The 24572-nt window shown below is 64.7% G+C and carries 21 protein-coding genes; 8 read left to right on the top strand and 13 right to left on the bottom strand.

Annotation, left to right across the window (positions count from 1 at the left end; translation table 11 throughout):
* Positions 1–3 precede the first annotated feature (3 nt).
* The 5 genes from mnmE (at position 4) to IVB31_RS29750 (ending at position 6213) form a co-directional block, all read left to right on the top strand.
* Positions 4–1362, top strand: a complete 1359-nt coding sequence (gene mnmE, locus IVB31_RS29770; RefSeq protein ID WP_247331263.1) for a tRNA uridine-5-carboxymethylaminomethyl(34) synthesis GTPase MnmE — start codon at positions 4–6, stop codon at positions 1360–1362.
* A gap of 261 nt (positions 1363–1623) precedes the next feature.
* The gene (gene mnmG, locus IVB31_RS29765; RefSeq protein WP_247331261.1) at positions 1624–3504 is read left to right on the top strand and encodes a tRNA uridine-5-carboxymethylaminomethyl(34) synthesis enzyme MnmG; all 1881 of its coding nucleotides are present in this window, start codon (positions 1624–1626) and stop codon (positions 3502–3504) included.
* A gap of 111 nt (positions 3505–3615) precedes the next feature.
* Positions 3616–4287 carry a 16S rRNA (guanine(527)-N(7))-methyltransferase RsmG gene (rsmG, locus tag IVB31_RS29760; protein WP_247332306.1) on the top strand — a complete coding sequence of 224 codons (672 nt, stop codon included), beginning with the start codon at positions 3616–3618 and terminating at the stop codon, positions 4285–4287.
* A 30-nt stretch (positions 4288–4317) separates the two neighbouring features.
* Entirely contained in the window at positions 4318–5172 is an 855-nt protein-coding gene (locus tag IVB31_RS29755; protein WP_247331259.1) for a ParA family protein, read from the top strand.
* A 153-nt stretch (positions 5173–5325) separates the two neighbouring features.
* A complete protein-coding gene (locus IVB31_RS29750; protein WP_247331256.1) occupies positions 5326–6213 on the top strand; it encodes a ParB/RepB/Spo0J family partition protein in 888 nt (295 codons plus the stop codon).
* Positions 6214–6446: 233 nt separating this feature from the next.
* Here the strand turns inward: IVB31_RS29750 and holA are convergent, their stop codons facing one another.
* From holA to IVB31_RS29730, 4 genes are all read right to left on the bottom strand, one after another.
* Positions 6447–7475, bottom strand: a complete 1029-nt coding sequence (gene holA, locus IVB31_RS29745) for a DNA polymerase III subunit delta (protein ID WP_247331254.1) — start codon at positions 7473–7475, stop codon at positions 6447–6449.
* Positions 7476–7521: 46 nt separating this feature from the next.
* Positions 7522–8073 (bottom strand): LPS assembly lipoprotein LptE, encoded by a 552-nt coding sequence (gene lptE, locus IVB31_RS29740; protein WP_247331252.1) that lies wholly within the window; start codon positions 8071–8073, stop codon positions 7522–7524.
* Entirely contained in the window at positions 8060–10684 is a 2625-nt protein-coding gene (leuS, locus tag IVB31_RS29735; protein ID WP_247331249.1) for a leucine--tRNA ligase, read from the bottom strand. Before leuS ends, lptE begins: the two co-directional genes overlap by 14 nt.
* Before the next feature lie 188 nt (positions 10685–10872).
* Positions 10873–12570 (bottom strand): diguanylate cyclase, encoded by a 1698-nt coding sequence (locus IVB31_RS29730; protein ID WP_247331247.1) that lies wholly within the window; start codon positions 12568–12570, stop codon positions 10873–10875.
* A gap of 109 nt (positions 12571–12679) precedes the next feature.
* Here IVB31_RS29730 and IVB31_RS29725 point away from each other — a divergent pair, with 109 nt between their 5' ends.
* Positions 12680–13369, top strand: a complete 690-nt coding sequence (locus IVB31_RS29725) for a YggS family pyridoxal phosphate-dependent enzyme (RefSeq protein WP_247331244.1) — start codon at positions 12680–12682, stop codon at positions 13367–13369.
* Between the two features lie 41 nt (positions 13370–13410).
* Here the strand turns inward: IVB31_RS29725 and IVB31_RS29720 are convergent, their stop codons facing one another.
* Positions 13411–14184, bottom strand: a complete 774-nt coding sequence (locus IVB31_RS29720; RefSeq protein WP_247331242.1) for a fumarylacetoacetate hydrolase family protein — start codon at positions 14182–14184, stop codon at positions 13411–13413.
* A gap of 6 nt (positions 14185–14190) precedes the next feature.
* Positions 14191–14760 (bottom strand): L,D-transpeptidase family protein, encoded by a 570-nt coding sequence (locus IVB31_RS29715; protein ID WP_247331240.1) that lies wholly within the window; start codon positions 14758–14760, stop codon positions 14191–14193.
* A 202-nt stretch (positions 14761–14962) separates the two neighbouring features.
* On the opposite strand from IVB31_RS29715, the gene IVB31_RS29710 reads away from it, so the two are divergent.
* Together IVB31_RS29710 and IVB31_RS29705 are read left to right on the top strand one after the other, a co-directional pair.
* Positions 14963–15649 (top strand): response regulator transcription factor, encoded by a 687-nt coding sequence (locus IVB31_RS29710; protein WP_007598630.1) that lies wholly within the window; start codon positions 14963–14965, stop codon positions 15647–15649.
* A gap of 57 nt (positions 15650–15706) precedes the next feature.
* Positions 15707–16150 carry a cyclic nucleotide-binding domain-containing protein gene (locus IVB31_RS29705; RefSeq protein WP_014438856.1) on the top strand — a complete coding sequence of 148 codons (444 nt, stop codon included), beginning with the start codon at positions 15707–15709 and terminating at the stop codon, positions 16148–16150.
* A 30-nt stretch (positions 16151–16180) separates the two neighbouring features.
* On the opposite strand, the gene xth is transcribed toward IVB31_RS29705, so the two are convergent.
* The 7 genes from xth to IVB31_RS29670 all read right to left on the bottom strand — a co-directional run bounded on the left by xth (position 16181) and on the right by IVB31_RS29670 (position 24468).
* Complete coding sequence (xth, locus tag IVB31_RS29700) at positions 16181–16996, bottom strand: exodeoxyribonuclease III (protein ID WP_247331238.1); 816 nt, start codon at positions 16994–16996, stop codon at positions 16181–16183.
* A gap of 129 nt (positions 16997–17125) precedes the next feature.
* Positions 17126–17878 carry an outer membrane lipoprotein carrier protein LolA gene (locus tag IVB31_RS29695; RefSeq protein ID WP_247332304.1) on the bottom strand — a complete coding sequence of 251 codons (753 nt, stop codon included), beginning with the start codon at positions 17876–17878 and terminating at the stop codon, positions 17126–17128.
* A gap of 151 nt (positions 17879–18029) precedes the next feature.
* Positions 18030–20504, bottom strand: coding sequence for a DNA translocase FtsK (locus IVB31_RS29690; protein ID WP_247331235.1), 2475 nt, complete (start codon positions 20502–20504; stop codon positions 18030–18032).
* Between the two features lie 9 nt (positions 20505–20513).
* Positions 20514–21728 carry an aminotransferase class I/II-fold pyridoxal phosphate-dependent enzyme gene (locus tag IVB31_RS29685; RefSeq protein ID WP_247331233.1) on the bottom strand — a complete coding sequence of 405 codons (1215 nt, stop codon included), beginning with the start codon at positions 21726–21728 and terminating at the stop codon, positions 20514–20516.
* Positions 21729–22032: 304 nt separating this feature from the next.
* On the bottom strand, positions 22033–22437 hold the full coding sequence (locus IVB31_RS29680; protein WP_247331230.1) for a GFA family protein: 405 nt from the start codon (positions 22435–22437) through the stop codon (positions 22033–22035).
* Positions 22438–22641: 204 nt separating this feature from the next.
* Positions 22642–24090 (bottom strand): ammonium transporter, encoded by a 1449-nt coding sequence (locus IVB31_RS29675; RefSeq protein WP_247331228.1) that lies wholly within the window; start codon positions 24088–24090, stop codon positions 22642–22644.
* Between the two features lie 39 nt (positions 24091–24129).
* On the bottom strand, positions 24130–24468 hold the full coding sequence (locus IVB31_RS29670; RefSeq protein ID WP_008142813.1) for a P-II family nitrogen regulator: 339 nt from the start codon (positions 24466–24468) through the stop codon (positions 24130–24132).
* Positions 24469–24572: the final 104 nt, after the last annotated feature.

Raw genomic sequence — 24572 nt, 5'->3', positions numbered from 1 at the left:
GCCATGCATCCGCGAGACCAGACCATCTTTGCGCTGTCGTCCGGCCGTGCGCCGAGCGCGATCGCGGTGGTGCGCGTGTCCGGGCCGCAGGCCAGTTTGGTGCTGACGACGCTTGCAGGGGAGCTGCCGCCCCCGAGGCAGGCGAGCCGCCGGCTGCTCCGCGACGGCGCAGGCCAGCCGATCGACGACGCGGTCGTGCTGTGGTTTGCAGGGCCGGCCAGCGCCACCGGCGAGGACGTCGCCGAACTCCACGTCCATGGCGGCCGTGCGGTGCTGGCCGCGCTCCTCGCCGCTATTTCCGTAATTCCGAATACACGGGCAGCCGAACCCGGCGAGTTCACGCGGCGCGCCTTCGAGAATGGCAAGCTCGACCTCACCGAGGCCGAAGGCCTGGACGATCTCATTCATGCCGACACCGACCGCCAGCGCCGTCAGGCGCTGCGGCAGTTGCAGGGCTTGCTCGGCAATCGCGCGCGCGACTGGCGTGAGCGCATCATCGAGGCCTCGGCCTTGATCGAGGCCGGCATCGATTTTTCCGACGAGGGCGACGTGCCCGCCGAGCTGAAGGCGCCTGCGGTCAAGGCGATCAGGGCCCTGCACGACGAAATCGCAGAAGTCCTTGCGGTACAGGGACAAGCTGAACGTCTGCGCGACGGCCTGGTTGTCGCAATCGCGGGCGAGCCGAATGTCGGCAAGTCGACGCTGATCAACCAGCTCGCGCGCCGCGACGTCGCGATCGTCTCGCCGCACGCCGGCACGACGCGCGATGTGATCGAGGTGCAGCTCGATCTCGATGGCTATCCCGTCACTGTCATCGACACCGCCGGCATCCGCGAGACCGATGATCCCGTGGAGCGGGAAGGCGTCCGCCGGGCGCGGGCGCGGGCCGAAGACGCCGATCTCGTGCTGTGGCTGGTGGAGGGCGAGCGTGCCATCGATCCGGACGCGATGCGGCCGCTGGGGAAGTCCGGGGACGGGAGCAGTCCGTCCGGCGGCTCGGTCTGGATCGTGCGCAACAAGATCGATCTCAGCGGGGGTGAGGATGCCGAGCCGCACGGCGAGTTCGGAATCTCGGCGAGCCGGGGGGACGGCATTCCCGAGCTGGTCCAGGCTCTCGTGAAATTTGCTGCCGGTTTCTTCGGGACGACCGAGGCGGCATTGGTGACCCGGGCGCGGCAGAGGGATCTGCTACGCCGGACATCGGACAGCTTGCGCCGGAGTCTGGAGCTTGTAGAACAGGGCGAGGAACTCGCCGCCGAAGAACTGCGTGCCGCCGCCTATGCCTTGGGCCGGATGTTGGGCCGGGTGGATGTCGAGGACGTCCTCGGTGCCATTTTCCAGAAATTCTGCATCGGAAAGTAGCGCTAGTTCTACAATGTAGAACTAGCCCTTGTTCCGCTCCTTGTTCTTTGTGAGCAGGGCGGTCGTTCCACGTGTTTCACGTGAAACATCGGTCTGGCTTATTTTGCTTCGTGAAAAACAATAGGCGGCACAAGGCGCTGTCTACTGTGCATGGGGTTGTTTTCGCGAATGTGCTTGGCGCCGTCAGCCCCTGTTTCACGTGAAACACTGCCTCACCAGTTTCTACTTCCGGCTTTCCTGCCCCTGAGCTAAAAGTCCGCCATGCGACCGGAGCGAGAGAGTTTTGACGTTATCGTCATTGGCGGCGGCCATGCCGGCTGCGAGGCCGCGGCTGCTTCTGCCCGCATGGGTGCAGCGACCGCTCTGGTGACGCACCGTTTCGCTACGGTCGGCGCAATGTCCTGCAATCCCGCCATTGGCGGTCTCGGCAAGGGTCATCTGGTTCGTGAAGTCGATGCGCTCGATGGTTTGATGGGCCGGGTCGGTGATGCCGGCGGCATCCAGTTTCGTGTGCTCAATCGCCGCAAGGGGCCCGCCGTCCGTGGCCCCCGGGCCCAGGCCGACCGAAAGCTTTATGCCGCGGCGATGCAGGCCGCGATCCGGGAGACCGAGGGTCTCTCTGTCGTCGAAGGCGAGGCGGACGAGCTGATCGTGGTCGATGGACGGGTGACCGGCCTGCGTCTGGCAGACGGCCGGGAGCTTCGGGCAGGGGCGGTTGTCGTCACCACCGGCACCTTCCTCCGCGGTCTGATTCATCTCGGCGAGAAAAACTGGCCGGCCGGCCGCGTCGACGAGGCCCCGGCGATGGGCCTTTCGAACTCCTTCGAGCGCGCGGGGTTCACCCTTGGACGGCTCAAGACGGGCACTCCGCCGCGTCTGGACGGGACGACGATCGACTGGTCGGCCGTCGAGATGCAGCCGGGGGACGAGCCTCCGGAGCCATTTTCGGTGATGACGGAGCGGATCACGACGCCGCAGATCCAGTGCGGGATCACCCGAACCACGGCCGCCACCCATGAGGTGATCCGGGCCAATGTCCATCGCTCCCCGATGTATTCCGGCCAGATCAAGAGCTCCGGGCCACGCTATTGCCCCTCGATCGAGGACAAGATCGTCCGCTTTGGCGACCGCGACGGGCATCAGATCTTTTTGGAGCCGGAAGGGCTCGACGATACGACCGTCTATCCCAACGGCATCTCGACCTCGCTGCCGGAGGAGGTTCAGCTCGCGATCCTCGCCACCATTCCCGGTCTGGAGCGGGTGAGGATGGTCCGGCCGGGCTATGCCATCGAGTACGACCATGTCGATCCGCGCGAGCTCGATCCGACCCTCCAGACCAAGCGTCTGCGCGGCCTGTTCCTGGCCGGACAGATCAACGGCACCACGGGGTACGAGGAAGCCGCCGGTCAGGGCATCGTGGCGGGGCTGAATGCGGCGCTTGCCGCCAGTGGGGCGGCGCTGACGGTGTTCGACCGCGCCGATGGCTATCTCGGCGTGATGATCGACGACCTCGTCACCCGCGGCATCAGCGAGCCCTATCGGATGTTCACGTCCAGGGCCGAGTACCGGCTGACGCTGCGGGCCGACAATGCGGACCAGCGTCTGACCGAGAAAGGCATCGCCCTCGGGTGCGTCGGCAGTGCCCGGACCCTGCATCATCGGGCCAAGATGGACGCCCTGAATGCGGCGCGAGCGCTATCGAAGTCGCTGACGATCACCCCGAACGAAGCCATCAAGCACGGGCTCTCCCTGAACCGGGACGGCCAGCGCCGATCGGCCTTCGAGCTGATGGCATATCCGGACATCGGCTGGCACCAGGTCCGTGCGATCTGGCCGGAGCTGTCCGCCATCGATCCCGTGATCGCGACCCATCTCGAGATCGACGCCAAGTACGATGTCTATCTGGCGCGCCAGAGCGCCGATGTCGAAGCCTTCAGGCGCGACGAGGGGATGGTACTGTCCGAAGTCGATTACCAGCAGGTCCCCGGTCTCTCCAATGAAGTGCGGGCCAAGCTGGAGAAGGCACGGCCGTTCACCGTTGGCCAGGCTGGCCGGATCGACGGCATGACGCCGGCGGCGCTCGGCATCCTCGCGGCCTATCTTCGCCGCGAGGCACGAAAGACCTCCAAAGCAATCGCATAGGCGTTTCACGTGAAACAGCGCGGACCGGGCGGAGACAGACCGCTATCGCGACGACCCGGAGCGGGAGAGGGCGCCGCCCGTCCATCCGAACCGGCGCCGGCAAAGCCGAAGATCGACAAAGCCAGTGCCAACGATCGGGCGCTCGATACCGTCATCGCCGCCGACAAGATCGCGGCGCTCAAGCTCGCTCCCGTTTCACATGAAACCGAAGCACGGCTTGATCGCTACATCGCACTGCTTCGGGAGTGGCAGGCCAAGACCAATCTCGTCGCCCCCTCGACCCTGCCGCACCTCTGGACCCGGCACATCGCCGACTCGCTTCAGCTTATGGGTCTCGCCCCGTCGGCCCAACGCTGGGCCGACCTCGGCAGCGGCGGCGGCTTTCCCGGTGTCGTGCTGGCCTGCGCCATGGCCGGGACGCCGGGTGCCAGCGTCCATCTCGTCGAGCGCATCGCCAAGAAGGCTGCCTTTTTGCGCGAAGCCATTCGCGTCACCACATCTCCGGGAGTCGTACATCTCGCGGAGATCGGGGATAATGTGGATAGAATCACCGGCCCGGTCGATTGCGTCACCGCGCGTGCGCTGGCTCCGCTACATCAACTCATCGGCTTTGCGGAGCCGCTGATGCGCCAAGGTGCAAAAGCGTTGTTTCTCAAGGGTCAAGATGTAGAGTCTGAATTGACCGAAGCCACTAAATATTGGAATATTCAGCCGCAGCTCCACCAAAGCCGCACCGGTGACGGTTGGATCGTCGAGCTGACCTCCGTCGAACGGCGCGGGTGAGACGTTCAGGGGTCGAGTGGGGAATTTGCGATGACCGTGATTGACGAACCGCAGCAAGAACAGACCGCTGAAGTCCCGCATGGCCACCCGCGCATTCTGGCGCTGGCGAATCAGAAGGGCGGTGTGGGCAAAACAACCACGGCGATCAATCTCGGCACGGCACTCGCGGCGATCGGCGAGCGTGTCCTGATCGTCGATCTCGATCCGCAGGGCAACGCCTCGACCGGCCTCGGCATCGATCGCCGCAACCGCTCCTGCTCGACCTATGACGTTCTGGTGGGCGAAGCCTCCTTGCGCGAAGCGGTGGTGCAGACCGCAGTCCCGCGGCTGCACATCGCGCCCTCGACCATGGACCTCTCCGGCCTCGAGCTCGAGCTCGGCACCACGCCAGGTCGTGCCTACAAGCTGCGTGACGCGATCAGCACGCTCAACAACAACGTCTCGCCGGATGCCGATTACACCTACGTGCTGATCGACTGTCCGCCCTCGCTCAATTTGATCACCGTGAACGCGATGGCAGCGTCGGATGCGATCCTGGTGCCGCTGCAATGCGAGTTCTTCGCGCTCGAAGGCCTGTCGCAATTGCTGCAGACGGTGGAGCAGGTGCGCTCGACGCTCAATCCGAACCTGTCGATCCACGGCATCGTGCTGACCATGTTCGACTCGCGCAACAATCTCTCGAACCAGGTCGTCGCCGACGTCCGGCAGTTCATGGGCGAGAAGGTCTACAAGACCATGATCCCGCGCAACGTGCGCATCTCGGAGGCGCCGTCCTACGGCAAGCCGGTGCTGGTCTACGATCTCAAATGCGTCGGCAGCGAAGCGTATCTGCGGCTCGCCACCGAAGTGATCCAGCGCGAGCGCGAGCTGCGGACGACGCATTGATGATGCCGTAGGGTGGGTTAGCGCAGCGTAACCCACCAAGTCTGTCGCCCCGAGCTAACAAGTGGTGGGTTACGCTGCGCTAACCCACCCTGCGATTCTACAATTTGAAATTCAGTGCTGGAGTGCTGCACCGTGAATCCAAGGGAGCTGGCGATGGCCGATGAAGCGCGTTCGCGACTGGGCCGGGGTCTTGCGAGTCTGATCGGTGACGTCGGCGGCGAGGCTCAGCATGTCGATCGTCCGCGCGCGCAGCGCAAGGTGCCGATCGAATTCATCAAGCCAAATCCGCGCAACCCGCGCCGCAGCTTTTCGGAAACCGAGCTCAGGGAGCTCAGCGATTCGATCAAGCAGCACGGCGTGATCCAGCCGATCGTGGTGCGTCCGGTGAAGGGCGCGCAGGATCGCTTCGAGATCATCGCCGGCGAGCGGCGCTGGCGTGCCTCGCAGATGGCCGGCCTGCACGAAGTGCCGATCGTGCCGGTCGACATCAGCGACAGCGATGCGCTGGAATTCGCGATCGTCGAGAACGTGCAGCGCGAAGACCTCAACCCGATGGAAGAGGCGCTCGGGTATCACGCGCTCGCCAACGAGTTCAAACGCAGCCAGGACGACATCGCCAAGGTCGTCGGCAAGAGCCGTAGCCACATCGCCAACATGATGCGGCTGACGAAGCTGCCCGCCGAGGTGCAGGCTCTGATCACGAGCGGCGAGCTGACCGCAGGTCATGCCCGCGCGCTGATCGGCGTGCCCGATCCGCTCGCGGCTGCCAAGCGCATCGTCGAGGAGGGCCTCAACGTCCGCCAGACCGAGGCGCTTGCGCATGAAGAGGGCGTGCCGGAGCGCAAGCCACAGAAGGCGCGGGCCACCGGGGCTAAGGAAAAGGATCCCGACACGGTCGATCTCGAAAAGCGCGTCAGCGACGCGCTCGGGCTCAAGGTCACGGTGAGCCACCGCGACCCCGGCGGCTCGGTCCAGATCAACTACCGCAACCTCGATCAGCTCGACGAGGTGATGAAGCGCTTGGCGAAGGGCGCGCTGTAGTCATTGCGCTCTCGCTCCCTCACCCTGAGGAGCCGCGAAGCGGCGTCTCGAAGGGCGAGGGCCCGGACCTTCATCCTTCGAGACGCGCGCAAGAGCGCGCTCCTCAGGATGAGGACGTGCACTATCCCCTCGTCATTGCGAGCGAAGCGAAGCAATCCAGAGTCTTTCCGCGGAGAGATTCTGGATTGCTTCGTCGGGAGGGCTCCTCGCAATGACGTGGATAGAGCGGTGGCTTATCCCCGCCGCTTCGCGTTCGCGGCGATTGCCATCAGCGTGCGCTGGGCGATGGCGGCGGCGAGGGTGGATTGCTTGCGGGTGTCGAGTGCTGCGGTCGCGAGCTGCTCGATGATGCCTGCGAGCCGCGCCACGCTGAAGTTGCGCAGTGCAGTTTCGACTGCGGGCTTCCGCGAAAAATGCAGGCGCGGATAACCACCGTCGAGCACCGCGGATGCAGGCGTGCCGTCGGCGATCGCGAGCGCCGATTTATGCAGCCACGCCGCCTGACGCTGCGCCGCGGAGATGATCACGCCAGGATAGGTGCCGGCGATCATGGCCTTGGCGAACTCGTTTTCGACGATTTCGGGCCGGCCGGCGAAAGCGCCGTCGACGATCGGATCGAGTTTCAGCTCGGACGCGTCGGCGACGACGGACATCACGTCATCCAGCGTGATCTCGCCCTTGCCATGGGCATAGAGCGTAAGCTTGCGCAGCTCGTTGCGCGAGGCCTGGCGGTCGCCGCCGAGGAACGACATCAGCGCCGCGCGGGCGTCCTGCGTGATGCGCAAATTGGCGATGCGGAGCTCGTCTTCCATCAGCTTGGCAAGATCGCGCTCGGTGTCGGGATAGCAGCCGATCGCCACGGCCGTCTTGGCGCGCTCGCACGCCTTGCGCAGTGGCGACTCCGGACGCAGCTCGCCGGCCTCGATCACGACGCGGCAATCCTTCACGCCCATCTCCGCCAGCGTGTCGACGCCGCTGGCAAAGCTGCGTGAGCCGGCACGGATGCGAATGGCGCGGCGGCCGCCGAACAGCGGCACCGTCATCGCTTCATCGACGAGGCGCGACGGCTCGGCGGAGAGCTCGTCGCCGTCGAGCTTGACAAGCGAGAAGGGATCGTTGGGATCATCGACGGCGGACGCGATCAGCGCATCGGCGCGCTCGCGCACGAGGCCGGCGTCGGGACCGTAGAGCAGGATGATCGGACGGCCCGCATCGGGGCGGGCGAGAAAGGCGTCGATCTCTTTTCCGCGCAGCGCGACCATGTTGCCTGGGGTTCGTCATTCCGGGCACCCGGAATGGCGGGATGAATTAAGTGCCCGCGGTGAAGAACGAGGCGAGGCGGGTCGTGATGTTCTCGGCGATCTCGTTGGCGGCGCGATCCTCGGCATCACGTATCGCGCGATTTCGGCTGAAACGCTGATAGGAGCCGGGCATGTCGTAGGACACGCGGGAGAACGTCGTGCCGGTCATCACCGACCTCCCGCTGACCACCTCGATCAAATTGTACTGGGCGTCGAGGCCGTAGTTTTCGCTGCTCGGCAGGCCGGTATTGGGATCGACGATCAGCGACGACTTGCTGCTTGAGAAGCGGATCTCAAGCCGGTGGGTCGGCGGCATGCCCGTGGCGGTGCCGTAGAGCTTGAAGGCCAGCGCGTTGCGGACCTCGACGCCGACACGGGCCTCGCGGGAGGCGTTCGCCTTGTTGATCGGCGGAAGATCGACCCCCATCAGCTTCTCGCGCAGGCCGGGGGTGCCGTCGGTATGTTCGGCATACATCGGATAGAAGCAGCCGGCCGTCAGAGCCGCCAATGCGGCGATCGCCAGCAAGCGGGCTGCGATGCGGATCCTAGCCGACAACATTCACGATCCTCTTGGGGACGATAATCACCTTGCGGACGGGCTTGCCGTCCAGAGCCAGTTTTACCGCATCGAGGGCCAAAACGGCAGCCTCGATTTCCGGATTCTCGGCCGCTGTTGCAACTGTGACCTCACCCCGCTTCTTGCCGTTGACCTGGACCACCAGGGTCACGCTGTCTTCAACCAGCAAATCGCGTTCGATTTGGGGCCAATTGGCCTCCGAAACCAGCCCGGAGTTGCCCAGAACCTGCCAACACTCCTCGGCCAGGTGCGGCATCATCGGGGAGAACAGCTGGACCAGGATCTGGCTGGCCTCCCGGATCGCCCAGACGAGGTCAGGGGCGGGCTGGCCGGGGCGCTGGAGCACCTCCGAAAACGTGTTGGCGAATTCGCGGATATGGGCGAGGCAGACGTTGAAGTGCAACCGCTCGATCCCGGTGGTGACCTTGTCCAGCGCGCCATGGGCGGCCTTGCGCAAGGCGATGGCATCCGGGCCGAAGCTGGCCGGCCGGACTGCGGGTGCGCCCTTGCCGAGTTCCACTGCGTCGTTCACCAACCGCCACAGCCGCTGCACGAAGCGCGAGGCGCCCTGGACGCGCTCGTCGCTCCAGATCACGTCGCGGTCGGGCGGGGAGTCCGACAGCATGAACCAGCGGGCGACGTCGGCGCCGTAGGTCTCGATGATGTCGTCGGGGTCGACCGTGTTCTTCTTCGACTTCGACATCTTCTCGATCGCGCCGACGGTGATGTCCTCACCGGTCGCCATCAGGACGGCGCGCCTGCCGTTGCCGCCGACCTCGATCTTCACCTCGGCCGGCGTGACATAGGTGCCGTCGGCCTTCTGGTAGGTCTCGTGCACCACCATGCCCTGGGTGAACATGCCGGCGAACGGCTCGTCCAGTGCGATGTGGCCGGTCGCCTTCATCGCGCGGGTGAAGAAGCGGCTGTAGAGCAGATGCAGGATCGCGTGCTCGACGCCGCCGATATACTGGTCGACCGGCAGCATCCGGTTGGCGACCGCAGGCGTCGTCGGCGCGTTCTCGTTCCAGGGATCGGTGAAGCGCGCGAAGTACCAGGACGAGTCCACGAAGGTGTCCATGGTGTCGGTTTCGCGCTGGGCCTTGCCACCGCATTGCGGGCAGGTGACGTGCTTCCAGGTCGGGTGATGATCGAGCGCGTTGCCCGGCTTGTCGAAGGTCGCATCGTCAGGCAGCGTCACCGGCAGGTCCGCAGCAGGCACCGGCACCACATCGCATTTGGGGCAATGGATGATGGGAATCGGGCAGCCCCAATAGCGCTGGCGTGAAATGCCCCAGTCGCGCAGGCGGAAGTTCACCTGGCGCTCGCCGACCGGCGCGTTGCCGCGCAGCTCGTTTTCCAGGCGCTTTGCGACCTCGTCCTTGGCCTGATCGATGGTCATGCCGTCGAGGAAGCGCGAATTGATCATGCGGCCGTCACCGTCATAGGCGGTGTCGGTGATGACGAATGTCTTGGGATCCTGGCCCTCGGGGCACACGACCGGAATGTTGCCGAGACCATATTTGTTGACGAAGTCGAGGTCGCGCTGGTCATGCGCCGGGCAGCCGAAGATCGCGCCGGTGCCGTATTCCATCAGCACGAAATTGGCGACATAAACCGGCAGCTTCCAGTTCGGATCGAAGGGATGCACCGCGCGGATGCCGGTGTCGAAACCCTGCTTCTCCGCGGTGTCGATGATCTCCTGCGCGGTGCCGATCTTCTTGATGTCGGCGATGAACTTCGCAAGCTCGGGGTTCTTCGCGGCCGCAGCCTGCGCCAGCGGATGATCCGACGAAATCGCCATGAACTTCGCGCCGAACAGCGTGTCCGGGCGCGTCGTGAAGATCTTCAGCTCGCTCTCGCCGCCGGGGGTCGTCGCCTGATCCAGCGCGAAGCGGACCAGCAGCCCTTCCGAGCGGCCGATCCAGTTGCGCTGCATCAGCCGCACCTTGTCGGGCCAGCGGTCCAGCCCGTCGAGTGCGTCAAGCAGCTCCTGCGAGTACTTCGTGATCTTGAAAACCCACTGGCTCATCTCGCGCTGTTCGACAACGGCACCGGAGCGCCAGCCGCGGCCGTCGATCACCTGCTCGTTGGCGAGCACGGTCATGTCGACGGGATCCCAGTTCAGCTTGCGCTTCTCGCGCTCGGCCAGGCCGGCGCCGAGCATGTCCAGGAACATCTTCTGCTGGTGCTTGTAGTAGCTGGGGTCACAGGTCGCGAATTCGCGGGACCAGTCCAGCGACAGCCCGATCGAGCGGAGCTGCTTCTTCATTGCGGCGATGTTGTCGTAGGTCCAGGCCTTCGGCGCGACCTTGCGCTCGATGGCGGCGTTCTCGGCCGGCAGGCCGAAGGCGTCCCAGCCCATCGGATGCAGCACGTTGAAACCCTTGGCGCGCATGAAGCGGGCCAGCACGTCGCCGAGCGTGTAATTGCGGACATGGCCGATATGGATGCGCCCCGACGGGTAGGGGAACATCTCCAGCACATAGTATTTCGGCCGCGAATCGTCGTTCTTGGAGACGAAGATCGCCTGCTGGTCCCAGGCAGCCTGCCAGCGCGGTTCGGAATCGCGGGCGTTGTAGCGTTCGGAGGTCATGGAATCGTTGGGTTTTCGTGGGTTCGGGCCGTTCTGAAGACGGCGGACTAGGCCACAAAAGCGGCCGTGGGGTCAACGGGTTGGATACCCGGAGCCGTCTGCCCGCGGCGGCGTGGCGATGCCAGGCCATGGCGGCCTTCCGGGCCCTTTCCGATCAAGCGAACCGGGACCGCCGCCAGCGGGCGATATTAACCCGCCATCATGATTTCCGCAGCGCCGTTATCGATCACCATGATGCCGTGCTCGACGACATTGTTGCGGCCGCGGTGCTTGGCGGCGTAGAGCGCGGCGTCGGCGGCTTCGATCAAATCGCCCGGACGCAAGTTCTCGTTGGGCCGCGTCGCGGCGACGCCGATCGAGACGGTGACGATCATGTGGGCGGAGGTGATGTGCGGCAGGCACAGCTTCAGCACGGCGGCGCGGGCCTGCTCGCCGATTTCGACGGCGCGCGCCACGTCGGTGTTCGGCAGCAACAGGCAGAATTCCTCGCCGCCATAGCGCGCCGCGAAACCCATCGTGTCGGCGGCGATGCCCGACAGCGACTCGCCGAGCCTGGTCAGGCAGGAATCGCCTTCGAGATGGCCGTAGGTGTCGTTGAATAGCTTGAAATGGTCGACGTCGATCATCAAAAGCGCGAGGTCGCTGCCATATTGCTGCGCGCGCATCCATTCGAAGTCGAGCCGGCTCTGGAAGCCACGGCGGTTGGCAAGCCCCGACAGCATGTCGATCGAGGCCATCACCGTGAGCCGGTCGTTACTCGCGATCAGCTCGCGCTCGCGCTGGCTCAGCTGCGCGGCCATCGCATTGAACGCGCGGGCCAGCGGCACGAACTCGGCCGGCAGACGATTGCGTGCAGCGCGCGCCGACAGATCGCCCTCGCCGAGGCGCTTGGCCATGTCGGCCAGCATCTCGATCGGTTTGATCACGAGTTTCTCGGCGGCGATCAGCGCGCCGAGCAGGACGAACATGACGACGAAAGCGAGCTGGAGATAGGCGGTGCGGATGTCGCGGCTGACCGCCGCGGACACCTTGTCCTCATCGATGCTGGCGATCAGGCGGGCATTGGTGCCGGCGATGCGGATGTAGCTGACTGCACGGCGAGAGCCGTCGGCGGCGAGGAACGACAGTGAGCCCTCGTCCTGGTCCGAACGCAACGCGCGGTCGGCGATCGCCGACATTAGCGGCATGTTGTCGAGGGGGCGGCCGACCGCGCTGTGCTGGTCGGCCGGTGCGGCGAGCACGGTGCCGGCGCTGTCGACCAGCACCGCGGTGATGCCGGCGCGGCCACCCAGATTGCTCATGACCTTCGACATCCAGTCGAGGTTGACGGTGGCGAGCACGACGGCATCGGCTACGCCGCTGAAGGCGGACACCGGGTAAACCGCCATCACGGTCGGCGACGGCACCGGCCGCGACAGGATGAAGTCGCTCAGCACGAAACGGCCGGTTTCCTGCGCCTGCTGGAAGTAGGGCCGGTCACTGAGGTCGAGGCCGACATACATGTTGTTGGTGGCGCACTGGATGCGTCCGTCCTGGCCGGCAATCAAAAGCGTGCGGATCCAGGGAAGATTTGACGGCAGGCTCGCGCGCAGCACGTCGCAGCTCTTGCTGATGCCGCCGGCGGAGGCGCGGATGAAGGCTTCCGATTTCAGGATGGTCTCGACCGACGAGATCACCTCACGCTGCGCATCGGCGCTGTGCCTTGCAACGGTGGTGAATTCGGCCGCGGCCTGGGCGATCTGCTTGGCGCGCGTGTCCTCGAGCGAACGGACGCGCTCGAACATCAAGGGCGTCACCAGAATCACCGCGAGCAAAGCAAGCCGCGCCCGGATTCCGAGAACCTGCTTGAGTTTCGCTCGTTTGCGGTTGAAACTGACGTTTGCCATCTTCGCTGCCCACCCCACGGGCCAAGGTAAAGCGAAGGGTTCAAAAACTCTTTCTTGAACTCGGTAAAATTAGAACTAGCTCCGCAACAATCCAGTCTGAACCGACGCCATGACAGATGCCAACGCCACGCCGGCAACCGGCCATTCACCAAACGCGCTCGCCGCGGTCGAAGCCGAAATCGCCCGCGCCTGCAAGGACGCGCGACGGGAGCGCGCCTCCGTGACGCTGATCGCGGTGTCGAAGACGTTCGACGCGGATGCAATTATCCCGGTCGTCGACGCCGGACAGCGCGTATTCGGCGAGAATCGGGTGCAGGAGGCCAAAGGCAAGTGGCCGGCGTTAATTTCTGTTTACTCCGACATCGCGCTGCATCTGATCGGACCGCTGCAATCCAACAAGGCGAAAGAGGCGGTCGCGCTGTTCGATGCCATCCATTCGGTCGACCGCCCGAGCATTTGCCAGGCGTTAGCCAAGGAAATCGAATCCCAGGACAGGCACCCGGAACTGTTCGTCCAGATCAACATCGGCGAGGAGCCGCAGAAGGCCGGCATTGCTCCTGGCGAGGCCGATGCCTTCATCGCGAGCTGCCGCGACACCTACGGGCTGACGATTTCCGGGCTGATGTGCATCCCGCCGGTGGATGAGCCGCCGGCGGCGCATTTCGCGCTGACCGCCAAGATCGCGGAGCGCAATGGTTTGACGAAGCTGTCGATGGGCATGAGCGCGGATTATGCGACCGCCATCATGCTCGGTGCCACGCATGTGCGCGTGGGCAGCGCGATCTTCGGGCACCGGTAGTTGCCGTCGTCCCGGCCTTCGCCGGGCGGAGTGCGTAGCACCTACGCAAATCCCACCGACACCGTCCCGAGCACGCCAAAATCCGCCGCAAAATGATCGCCGGCCTGGATCGGCAGCGGCGGGTGACACGTACCTGTCGTCACCACCTCTCCTGCCCGCAAGGTGATGCCGAGGCCACCGAGCTCGTTGGCCAGCCAGACCAAGGCAAGACGGGGATCGCCAAGCACGTTCTTGCCGTGGCCGAGATAGCGCTGGCCGCGCAGCGTGATCTGCGGCCGCTCCTCGACGAGATCCATCGCGCGCCAGTTCGCGGTGGTTGCCGCGCCCAGCACGAACAGATGCGCGCAGGCATTGTCGGCGATGAGCTGTGCCTCGCCGGCGCTGGCGAAATCGGCAAAGCGCGAATCGGGAATCTCGATCGCGGGGTGCAAGGCATCGACAGCGGCGAGCACCTCGTCGACGGTGTACGGCGCCGCGCGCGGCGGCAGATCGCGCCCCATGCGAAAGGCGAACTCCGGTTCGCCGACGCGCATCGCATTGCCCTTCATCGAGGCGGTGCCGCCATCGGCAATCACGGTGTCGTTCATGATGCGACCGGCCAGCGGTCCCGCGACATTGATGTGCTTCTGTCCTGACTCGCTCGTTGCCGCGATCTTCCAGCCGAACAATTCTCCACTGAGCGCAGCCTGCACGGCGTAACCCTCGGTACGGCTCTGCGGCCGCAACCCTCTCTCCAGCGCGTCAAGCTTGGTGCCGTCGCGCCAATGTTGAACGAGGACGCGCGATGCGGCGGCGATCTGATCCCTGTCGAGCATGTGTCCTCACCCGATGATGATTTTTGTTTTTGGTCCCAGCCGCCGCAGCAATTGTCGCATCGCCGCCTTGGTCATCGAGACGCAGCCTGCGGTCGGGCCGAAATTGTCGCGGGCCAGATGCAAAAACACCGCGCTGCCGCGGCCGGCGATGCGCGGTCGCGTGTTGTGGTCGATTTCGATGATGAAGTCATAGAGATGGTCGGTCCGCTTGAGGCGGTCGCCGCCCTGCCCCTCGCCAAGCCGGATTCCCTGATTGTAGTGGCGGTCCCGGGGGTCCTCGCACCAGGCGTCCGTGTCGCCGATGGTCCGCGCCGGCAAGAAGGTCTGCGGGCGGCTGTGCCGGTCGCCCCGCCACCACAATCGCCGGGGACGAAAAGTGCCCCTCGGCGTGCCGCCGTCGCCTTCGCGCTTGTTCGCCAGAACGCCGCCGCGCCCCAGCGCCACCGGAATCGTCAGCGCCCCCGCGGTCAGCCAGCCCCGGCGCGGATTCCCCGCGGCAGGCTTAACGCGGATCGCGGACAACGGCCCGGCGCTTCGGTTCTTGGTGTAACTAACTGAAGCAGCTTTGGTTTTCATGTGAACGTGCAATGTCGAATTCATTACAGGACATTCATCGAAGCGCCCTGCTATTCTAGGTTAGAGTGCTTCTGGCTTGTGAATCGGTAACAGCCCACTACTTCAACACGAACAATAATAATAACGGCGACCCCTAAACTTCCCTCTCGGCTGGGTGCAGCATGGATGCGCGCCGCGCCGGACCCCAAAAGGATGACCCCCTATGGCCAATGCCCGCAAGATCCTCATCGTGGATGACGATACCGATCTGCGCGACACGTTGGTGGAGCAATTATCGCTGCACGAAGAATTTGAAGCCTCCGCCGTCGATACCGGCGCCAAGGGCGCGAGCGCCGCGAAGGCCAATGCGCCCGATCTCGTCCTGATGGATGTCGGTCTGCCTGACACGGATGGCCGCGAGGTGGTCCGTTCCCTGCGCAAGGGCGGGTTCAAGGCTCCGATCATCATGCTCACCGGGCATGACACCGATTCCGACACGATTTTGGGGCTGGAATCCGGCGCCAACGACTATGTCGCAAAACCCTTCCGCTTCGCCGTGCTGCTGGCCCGTATCCGCGCCCAGCTCCGCCAGCACGAAGCCAGCGAGGACGCGGTGTTCTCGGTCGGCCCCTACTCTTTCAGGCCCGGCTCGAAGATGCTGACCGCCGCCAATGCGCGCAAGGTCCGGCTCACCGAGAAGGAAACCGCCATCCTCCGCTTCCTCTACCGGGCCGGCCAGATGCCGGTCTCGCGCGAGACCCTGCTCCAGGAGGTCTGGGGCTACAATTCCGGCGTCACCACCCACACGCTGGAAACCCACATCTATCGCCTTCGCCAGAAGATCGAGAAGGACGCCGCCAACCCGGAAATCCTGGTCACGGAAGCCGGTGGCTACAAGCTGGTGCCGTGATACGCTTGATGGGCGTGCGAATCGTTTTAGATCGCTGCCCTTGAGCCTCGGACCTGAATGTCAATCGACGACGACGTAGCGCTTCTCGAGCGTGTCCCGACATTGCGCCTGTTGGGGGACGCCTCGTTGCGCATGCTGGCGATCGGATCCGAGCAGCGCAACTTCGTCCGCGGCGACGTCCTGTTCAATCTCGGCGACGATGCCGATGCCGGCTACGTGGTCCAGCGCGGCGCCTTCCGGGTCGATGACGGCGCCGGTGCCGAAATGATCGCCGGTCCCGGTGCGCTGATCGGCGAGCTCGCGCTGGTGGTGCCGATGAAGCGGCCGTCGAGCGCGATCGCGATCGAGCACGCCTCCGTCATCCGCGTCGCGCGCAGCCTGTTTCAGCGCGTGCTCGAAAGTGATCCGGCCGCGGCAGTTCGTCTTCGTGATGAATTTGCAGTGCGCTCCAGTCAGATCGCGAGCGATATCCTGATGGCGGGCGCGAAGCTGACCAGCTGACGTCGTCCCTGGCTTTCGCCAGGGCGACGATCATAGATCCAGCGTCACCGTAACAGGCACATGGTCCGACGGCCGCTCCCAGCTCCGCGCGTCGCGCAAGATCTTGAAGTCCTGGACCGCGTCCTTCAGCGCGTGCGAGACCCAGATGTGGTCGAGCCTGCGGCCGCGGTCGCCGACGGTCCAGTCGGCGGAGCGGTAGCTCCACCATGTATAGACCTTTTCCGACATCGGAATGCGCTCGCGGGCGACGTCGACCCACTCACCGGCTGCCAGCGCGGCTTGCAGCTTTTCGGTTTCGACAGGCGTATGCGAGACCACCTTCAGAAGCTGCTTGTGCGACCACACGTCGTTCTCGTGTGGCGCGACGTTGAGGTCGCCGACCAGGATGTGGCGATCCTCCCCGCGGGGATGCAGCGGCTCGCACGCCTTCATCTCGTCGAGGAAGCGAAGCTTGTGGTCGAATTTTTCGTTCAGCGCGGGATCGGGAATGTCGCCGCCGGCGGGGACGTAGAAATTATGCACCACCAACGGCTTTGAGATCTGTGCCTTCTCGCCGAACGATACCGAGATGTGGCGGGAATCCACCTTGTCGCAGAAGGTGCGGATGTCCTTTGATTCGAACGGAATCTTCGAGACGATGGCGACGCCGTGATAGCCCTTCTGGCCGTTCAACGCGACATGCTCGTAGCCGAGGCGCTTGAAGCGCTTCAGCGGAAAGGCATCGTCGATGCACTTGGTCTCCTGGAGGCACAGCACGTCCGGCCGCGCGCTCTTGAGGAATTTCGCGACAAGGTCGATGCGCAGCCGCACCGAATTGATATTCCAGGTCGTCAGGGAAAAACGCATGAGAGATGCGTCTTAGCAAGCTCTCGTAGGGTGGGCAAAGGCGCAAAGCGCCGTGCCCACCGTCTTTTCGAGCCTGTTACATGAATGGTGGGCACGCTTCGCTTTGCCCACCCTACGGCACCAATGATCTCAACCAGGCGACGGGCCGTAATTGGTGAAATCGATCTTGAACATGCCGGGATCGAGCTTCTTGCTCGTGTCCAGATTATAGACCGCGATCGTGGTGTCGTAGCCCTGAGGATCGGTGACGGTCCACTGCTTCAACTGGCCGTCCTTGGCGCCGAACATCAGCAGGAGGCGGCTGGTGCCGACCAGCGCCTGCTTTTCCTCGATGGTGACGCTGACGAAGACGTCGTCGGCCGAGACGTTGACGACGTTGGTGTCCTTCATCAGGTCGATGCGATCGGACAGCAGGAAGCGCAGCGGCGTCTGCGACAGCGGATAGACGTCCTGCGTGGCGAGCTTGCGGTCGCGCACCACCAGCGACGATCCGTCGGCGACGATGTCGATCGGGCTCGGCGCGTCATATTCGAAGCGCACCTTGCCCGGCTTCTGGATGTAGAAATCGCCTTGCGTCTTGCTGCCGTCGGGGCCGACCTGGACGAAATTCCCGACCAGCGTCGACAACGACGACAAATAGGCGCTGACCTTGGCCGCCTGCGCCTTCTGATTGGCATCGAAGGTCTGGAAGATGCTGCTAGGCACGTTGCGGCGCGGATCCGGAATCACCGGATTCGGCGGCGTCTGCGTCGCGCCGGTAATCGACGGCCCCCCCTGGGGCGCGCCATCGCGGCCCTTCGGCGCGGGCTTCGGCACGGGAACGGTCTGCGCGAACGACGCCGCGGTCACCATCGCGGCGGTGACGAGAAGCACGCCGGCCACGCGCGCGCTTCGCGCGGCGATGGTGGCAGCGAATCGAATGTCCGGATGTCTGATCAACGCGTCGTCCTGTGTGGCTGGCGCCCTTTTAGCGTGATTTCGGCCAAAAGCAGATAACGTTTTTGCGTGCAATGATGGCTTGAGGCGGCTCGCCTCACATATGGCTGTCTTCTTCCTCGACCAGAATCTCGCGCTTGCCGGCGTGGTTGGCGGGTCCGACGATACCCTCCAGTTCCATGCGCTCCATCAGCGATGCGGCGCGGTTGTAGCCGATCTGAAGACGGCGCTGGATGTAGCTGGTCGAGGCCTTGCGGTCGCGTTTGACGATGGCAACCGCCTGCGAGAACAAATCGCCGCCGCCGTCCGCGCCCATGCTGGAGGCGTCGAACACCGCGCCGTCCTCGTCCTCGGTGGGCTCTTCGGCGGTAACGGCTTCGAGATATTCCGGCTGGCCTTGCGTCTTGAGGTGACGCACCACCTTCTCGACTTCCTCGTCCGACGCGAACGGTCCGTGCACGCGGCTGATGCGGCCGCCGCCGGCCATATAAAGCATGTCGCCCTGGCCGAGCAGCTGCTCGGCGCCCATCTCGCCCAAAATGGTTCGGCTGTCGATCTTGGACGTCACCTGGAAGGCGATGCGGGTCGGGAAGTTGGCCTTGATGGTGCCGGTGATGACGTCGACCGACGGACGCTGCGTCGCCAGGATCACGTGCAGGCCGGCGGCGCGCGCCATCTGCGCGAGGCGCTGCACCGCGCCTTCGATGTCCTTGCCGGCGACCATCATCAGATCCGCCATTTCGTCGACGATGATGACGATGTAGGGCAGCGGGTCGAGCGAGAGCTTCTCTTCCTCGTAGATCGCCTTGCCGGTTTCCTTGTCGAAGCCGGTATGCACCGTGCGCGTCGGCTCCTCGCCCTTGGCCTTCAGTTCGAGCAAGCGCGTGTTGTAGCCGTCGATGCTGCGCACGCCGAGCTTGGCCATGTTCTTGTAGCGCTCTTCCATCTCGCGCACGGCCCATTTCAGCGCGACCACCGCCTTCTTCGGGTCGGTCACAACCGGCGTGAGGAGATGGGGAATGCCGTCATAGACGGAGAGTTCGAGCATCTTGGGATCGACCATGATCAGGCGGCACTGGTCGGGGCGCAGCCGGTAGACCAGGCTGAGGATCATGGTGTTGATCGCGACCGACTTGCCGGAGCCGGTGGTGCCGGCGATCAGCATGTGCGGCGTGCGCGCGAGATCGATGATAACAGGGTCGCCGCCGATGGTCTTGCCGAGGCAGAGCGGCAGTTTTGCAACCGTGTCGACGGTCTCCTTGGCGATCAACAGTTCGCGCAGATACACCTTTTCGCGATGCGCGTTCGGCAGTTCGATGCCGATGGCGTTGCGGCCGGGCACGACGGCGACGCGTGCCGACAATGCGCTCATCGAGCGGGCGATGTCGTCGGCAAGGCCGATCACGCGCGACGATTTGATCCCGGGCGCCGGCTCCAGCTCGTACAGCGTGACGACGGGGCCCGGATGGGCCTTCACGATCTCGCCACGTACGCCGAAATCCTGCAGCACGCCTTCGAGCGCGCGCGAATTGGCTTCCAGCTCGGCCTTGCTGAGCGGCTGGCGATCGCCGGCCTTGGGCGCGGCCAGCACGGACACGGACGGAAGTTCGAACTTGTCGGAGGATTTTTTGGAAGCGGCCTTCGGCGCAGCCTTCTTGCGCGGGGCGCGGGCGGCCGGCTCCTCCTCTTCCTCTTCCTCGTCCTCTTCTTCGTGATCGTCCTCGTGGTCCTCGTCTTCGGACTGCGGCGAGATCGACGCCGCGGCGCGGCCGCCGCCAAGATTCGGCTCCTGGCGGCTGAACGCAACAGCCTTGGTCTTCGGTCCGCTCGAGACCAGCGAGCGGTAAGCAGCGCCAAGCAGCCAAATCAACCGCGCCTTCGTGCTCATCACCGCATGAAACAGCCAGCCCAGCGACACCGAACCGCGATCGCTCTCTCCGTCTTCGTCGAGCGGCTTGTCGTCGTCCTCGATCTCCGCGAGCTCGTCGTCACGCTCACGTGCGCCGAGGCCGCAGGCGATCAGGAAGGTCGCCGCCATCGCGGCGAACAGGATCGCGCCCAGCACCATGCGATAGATCGTGCCGGCCGGCCCAAAAATCACCGCGGGGGCGCGCACCAGCGCATCGCCGACCACGCCGCCGAGGCCGGTCGGCAGCGGCCATGCGCCGCCATGCGGCCAGCAGCTGACAAAACCAGCGGCGATCACCGTGCAGAGGATCCAGGAGCCGAGCCGCAGCGCTTCGCGGTCGAACGCGCGATGCGTCATCATGCGCCAGCCCCAGACCGCGACGGTCAGGACCAGCATGATGGCGCCGAGGCCGAGGATCTGCATCGCAAGGTCGGCGCCGATCGCGCCGGCATAGCCGAGAATGTTGCGGATCGGCCGCGAGGTCGCGTGGCTGAGGCTGGGATCCTGCACCGACCAGGTCATCAGCGCGGCCGAGGCGACGCCCGACAGCGTGATCAGGCCGAAGCCGGCGAGCTCGCGCACGCGCCGCGCCAGCCCCTCGCGGATCGACGCCGGCAGATGGCCGACCAGGGGAATGACACGTTCGATTGCCGACATGCTCATGGGCCCCGCCTAACCCAGAGTCTCGACCAGGCGGTGCAGCGCCTGCGCCGTGGTCTCGCCATCCTGCACCAGCGCCAGGCGAATGTAGCCTGCGCCGGGATTGAAGCCGTTGGGCTGGAGCCGCGCCAAAAAGCTGCCGGGCACCACGCGCACGCCTGCTTCCGTGAAAAGTTTTAGACACACCGACACATCGTCGCCGAGCGCGGATGTGTCGAGCCAGACGCAGAAGCCGGCATCGGGCCGGCGATAGCCGTAGCGATTGCCGATGATCTGGTCGGCGAGATCGAACTTGATCCGGTAGAGCCGGCGGTTCTCCTCGACATGCGCTTCGTCGCCGTACGCAACGGTCGCGACCTGCTGGAGCGGCACTGGCACCTGCGGTGCTGCAATGTTGCGCAGCTCGAGGAACATGCCGATCAACTTCTTGTCGCCGGCGGCGAAGCCGACGCGCAGGCCCGGCAGGTTGGAGCGCTTCGACAGCGACTGGAACGCAACCACGCGGGTGAAATCGGGGCCGGCGCATTCGAGCGCGCTGCCCGGCGCTTCGCGCGTGTAGATCTCGGAATAGCACTCGTCGCTGAGGATCACGAAGCCGTAGCGGTCGGCGAGCTGCTTCAGCCGCCTGAAATAGTCGGGCTTGGCGACCGAGCCTTGAGGGTTGGCGGGCGAAGCCAGATAGAACGCCACCGTGCGCGCCAGCGTCGCCTCGTCGATGGCATCGAGATCGGGCAGGAAGCCGTTTTCGACGGTGGTCGGCAGGTAGATCGGCTCGCAAGCGGCTGCGTGGGCGCCAGCGCCATAGACCGGATAGAACGGGTTCGGCATCAGGATCGCGGGCTTGCCGGGACGCGGACCGACATAGCGCGCCGCTGCGATCGCCGCGAGGAACAGCCCCTCTCGGCTGCCATTGAGGACGAGAATCTCGCTCTCGGGGTCGAGCGGCCGCGGCAGGTTGAAGCGCGACGACAGCCAGGCACCGGCAGCCTTTCGGAACGGGTCGGTGCCCTTGTTCGCCGGGTAACGGCCGAAATCGGCGATGTGCTGGGCGAGCACCGGGCCGACGAAGTCCGGCACCGGGTGCTGCGGTTCGCCGACGGCGAGCGAAATCAAGGGCTTGCCAGGTTGATGCGGCGCCAGCAGCTCATTCAGCCGGACGAAGGGTGAGCGCCCGGTATCGGAGCTTCCACCGGCCTGCGGCGCGCGGGATGAAGCAGTCATAGCCATTCTGGGCGCCAGCACTCTTGGAACAGCCGGTCGCATGGATACGCCGGCGGGAAGCGGTTCAGTTCACCATAGATAGGGCGAGGTTAAGACGCGATTAACCATCGGTCGCCGCCTCCGTCCAGAGCAGGAATAATGGCGCCGGATTACAGGGGGTTGGGGCGGCTTAACCTCTCCCGCTGCGGGAGAGGTCGGCGCGCAAGCGCCGGGTGAGGGCTCTATCCTCACGGGGTCCTCGATTGCGGGGGCAGCCCCCACCCCGGTCCTCCCCCGCAAGCGGGAGAGGGAGCGCACCGTCGCCGCGGCATCAGTGCCCCGGCAGCTTCTCGAACGTCGGCATGCCCGCGGGGATGGCGTGGAATTCCTGCTTGTCGCAGGTGTAGATCGCCATCTGCGGATGGAACTGATCCGGTTCGTCCAGCGTGCCGACCTTCAGGATCGCCGCCGGCAGTCCCGGAACCTTGGTCACCAGATGCGTGCCGCACTCGGCGCAGAATTCGCGGGTCACGGCGCGCTCGAGGTCCTTGCGCGTGAACTGCTTGGGTTGCCCGATGATGTAGCTGAAGCCGGCTGCCGGCATCGCGATGAACGTGTTGGGCGCGCCGCCCGAGATGTACTGGCATTCGCGGCAATGACACTGGGCCTGCATCATCGGATCGCCCTCGGCCACGTAGCGCACTTCGCCGCAATAGCATCCGCCTTCCAAACGCATGACGACCTCCCGATTGTTGTTTTTGTGGTCGGTATTTCTGCGCCGGCTGCCTGGAATGGCAATCTTTTTCTTCGCCTGATGGATGAAAAAGAAAGGGGCTCCAACTTGCGCTGGAGCCCCTCAACGGTCGGGACATTGCCGGGTATGTGCCCCAAACCGTAGTTGTGGGCGCGACTTCCGAGGAGGCCTCGCCCGGGAGGAGACTTACATGTTGTAGGCGCGCTCGGTGTGCTCGGTGATGTCCAGACCTTCACGCTCGGTCTCGACATTGGCGCGGAGGCCAACGATCACATCGACGACCTTGTAGAGGATCGCCGAACCGACGCCTGACCACACCAGCGTGGTGCAGACGGCCTCGATCTGGGAGATCATCTGCGCCGCGAAGTCGTAATCGGCAACCTTCGGCGGGATGGCGGTGTAGTCGATGATCCCGGCACCGCCGAGAGCAGGATTGACCAGGATGCCGGTGCCGAGAGCGCCGATGATCCCGCCGATGCAGTGCACGCCGAACACGTCGAGGGAGTCGTCGTAGCCGAGCGCGTTCTTCACGACGGTGCAGAAGAACAGGCAGACCACGCCGACCACGAGACCGAGGACGATCGCACCCATCACGCCGGAGAAGCCGGCCGCCGGCGTGACCGCCACGAGGCCCGCGACGGCGCCGGAGATGACGCCGAGCACCGACGGGTGACCCTTGATGATCCACTCCGCGAACATCCACGACAGCGCGGCGGCTGCGGTGGCGACGAAGGAGTTGGTCATGGCGAGGGCTGCGCCGCCATTGGCTTCGAGGTTGGAGCCGGCGTTGAAGCCGAACCAGCCGACCCAGAGCAGCGAGGCGCCGATCATCGACATGGTCAGAGAGTGCGGAGCCATCAGCTCCTTGCCGTAGCCGGTGCGCTTGCCGATCAGGAGAGCGCCGACGAGACCTGCGATGCCGGCGTTGATGTGCACCACGGTGCCGCCAGCGAAGTCGATCGCGCCCTTCTTGAAGATCCAGCCGGCGTCGGCGTTGATCTCGTCGAGCTTGGCCTGAGCCGCAGTCTTCGCCGCGCCGTCAGCCGCGGCGGCAAGTGCCTTGGCCGCATCCTGGATCGCGTCCGGGCCGGGCCAGTACCAGACCATGTGCGCGATCGGGAAGTAGATCAGCGTGACCCAGAGCGGGATGAAGAGGGCGATCGCCGAGAACTTCATGCGCTCGGCGAAGGCGCCGACGATGAGGGCGGGCGTGATCGCCGCGAAGGTCATCTGGAAGCACATATAGATGAGCTCCGAGATGTTGGCGTCGACCGAGAAGGTCGCAGCCTTCGAGTCGGTGGTGACGCCCATCATGAAGGCCTTGGAGAAGCCGCCGATGAAGTCCGAGCCGCCGGTGAAGGCGAGGCTGTAGCCGTAGACGGCCCAGATCACGGTGACGATGCAGACGGTGTAGAACACCTGCATCAGGACCGAGAGCATGTTCTTGGAACGGACGAGACCGCCGTAGAACAGCGCGAGGCCGGGGATCGTCATCAACAGCACGAGCACTGTCGATGTCAGCATCCAGGCGTTGTCTCCCTTGTTGACCGTTGGCTCGGCATAGGCTGCGGTCGCAGCGAACAGGCCGACTGCGAGAGCCGCCAATCCCGCGCCATAGGGACGCTTAAACGTCATTTCATTTACTCCTGATTGAATTTTTGGTTGAGCGCGAAATCAAAGTGCCGCTGCGTCGGCCTCGCCGGTGCGGATGCGAACCGCATGGTCGAGGTTGATGACGAAGATCTTGCCGTCGCCGATCTGTCCGGTTTTAGCGGCGGACGTGATGGCGTCGATGGTCTTGTCGACCTGGTCGGAGGCGACAGCGACCTCGATCTTGATCTTGGGCAGGAAGCTCACGGCATATTCGGCGCCGCGATAGATTTCCGTATGGCCCTTCTGGCGGCCATATCCCTTGACTTCCGTCACCGTAAGACCGTGAACGCCGATGGCGGTCAGGGCGTCACGGACTTCTTCCAGCTTGAATGGCTTGATAATCGCCATAACAATTTTCATGGGTCCTATCCTATCCCCGCTTGAGCCCGGTCCGGACGTGGCCGGGCGTTTCTCGACTGGTTCGCCACGAGGGAGAAAGTTCACTACGCGGGCACAGCCAGGAC

It is taken from the genome of Bradyrhizobium sp. 21 (assembly GCF_023073335.1).
Lineage (GTDB): Bacteria > Pseudomonadota > Alphaproteobacteria > Rhizobiales > Xanthobacteraceae > Bradyrhizobium.
The sequence above is the reverse complement of the archived record's forward strand: the minus strand, read 5'-3'. Positions and strand labels throughout refer to the sequence as shown.

Bases quoted from the DNA above. Each gene is read 5' to 3' on its own strand.
- mnmE (WP_247331263.1), top strand. From the start codon at position 4: ATGCATCCGCGAGACCAGACCATCTTTGCGCTGTCGTCCGGCCGTGCG.
- mnmG (WP_247331261.1), top strand. From the start codon at position 1,624: ATGCGACCGGAGCGAGAGAGTTTTGACGTTATCGTCATTGGCGGCGGC.
- IVB31_RS29755 (WP_247331259.1), top strand. From the start codon at position 4,318: ATGACCGTGATTGACGAACCGCAGCAAGAACAGACCGCTGAAGTCCCG.
- IVB31_RS29750 (WP_247331256.1), top strand. From the start codon at position 5,326: ATGGCCGATGAAGCGCGTTCGCGACTGGGCCGGGGTCTTGCGAGTCTG.
- holA (WP_247331254.1), bottom strand. From the start codon at position 7,475: ATGGTCGCGCTGCGCGGAAAAGAGATCGACGCCTTTCTCGCCCGCCCC.
- lptE (WP_247331252.1), bottom strand. From the start codon at position 8,073: ATGTTGTCGGCTAGGATCCGCATCGCAGCCCGCTTGCTGGCGATCGCC.
- leuS (WP_247331249.1), bottom strand. From the start codon at position 10,684: ATGACCTCCGAACGCTACAACGCCCGCGATTCCGAACCGCGCTGGCAG.
- IVB31_RS29730 (WP_247331247.1), bottom strand. From the start codon at position 12,570: ATGGCAAACGTCAGTTTCAACCGCAAACGAGCGAAACTCAAGCAGGTT.
- IVB31_RS29725 (WP_247331244.1), top strand. From the start codon at position 12,680: ATGACAGATGCCAACGCCACGCCGGCAACCGGCCATTCACCAAACGCG.
- IVB31_RS29720 (WP_247331242.1), bottom strand. From the start codon at position 14,184: ATGCTCGACAGGGATCAGATCGCCGCCGCATCGCGCGTCCTCGTTCAA.
- IVB31_RS29715 (WP_247331240.1), bottom strand. From the start codon at position 14,760: ATGAAAACCAAAGCTGCTTCAGTTAGTTACACCAAGAACCGAAGCGCC.
- IVB31_RS29710 (WP_007598630.1), top strand. From the start codon at position 14,963: ATGGCCAATGCCCGCAAGATCCTCATCGTGGATGACGATACCGATCTG.
- IVB31_RS29705 (WP_014438856.1), top strand. From the start codon at position 15,707: ATGTCAATCGACGACGACGTAGCGCTTCTCGAGCGTGTCCCGACATTG.
- xth (WP_247331238.1), bottom strand. From the start codon at position 16,996: ATGCGTTTTTCCCTGACGACCTGGAATATCAATTCGGTGCGGCTGCGC.
- IVB31_RS29690 (WP_247331235.1), bottom strand. From the start codon at position 20,504: ATGAGCATGTCGGCAATCGAACGTGTCATTCCCCTGGTCGGCCATCTG.
- IVB31_RS29685 (WP_247331233.1), bottom strand. From the start codon at position 21,728: ATGGCTATGACTGCTTCATCCCGCGCGCCGCAGGCCGGTGGAAGCTCC.
- IVB31_RS29680 (WP_247331230.1), bottom strand. From the start codon at position 22,437: ATGCGTTTGGAAGGCGGATGCTATTGCGGCGAAGTGCGCTACGTGGCC.
- IVB31_RS29675 (WP_247331228.1), bottom strand. From the start codon at position 24,090: ATGACGTTTAAGCGTCCCTATGGCGCGGGATTGGCGGCTCTCGCAGTC.
- IVB31_RS29670 (WP_008142813.1), bottom strand. From the start codon at position 24,468: ATGAAAATTGTTATGGCGATTATCAAGCCATTCAAGCTGGAAGAAGTC.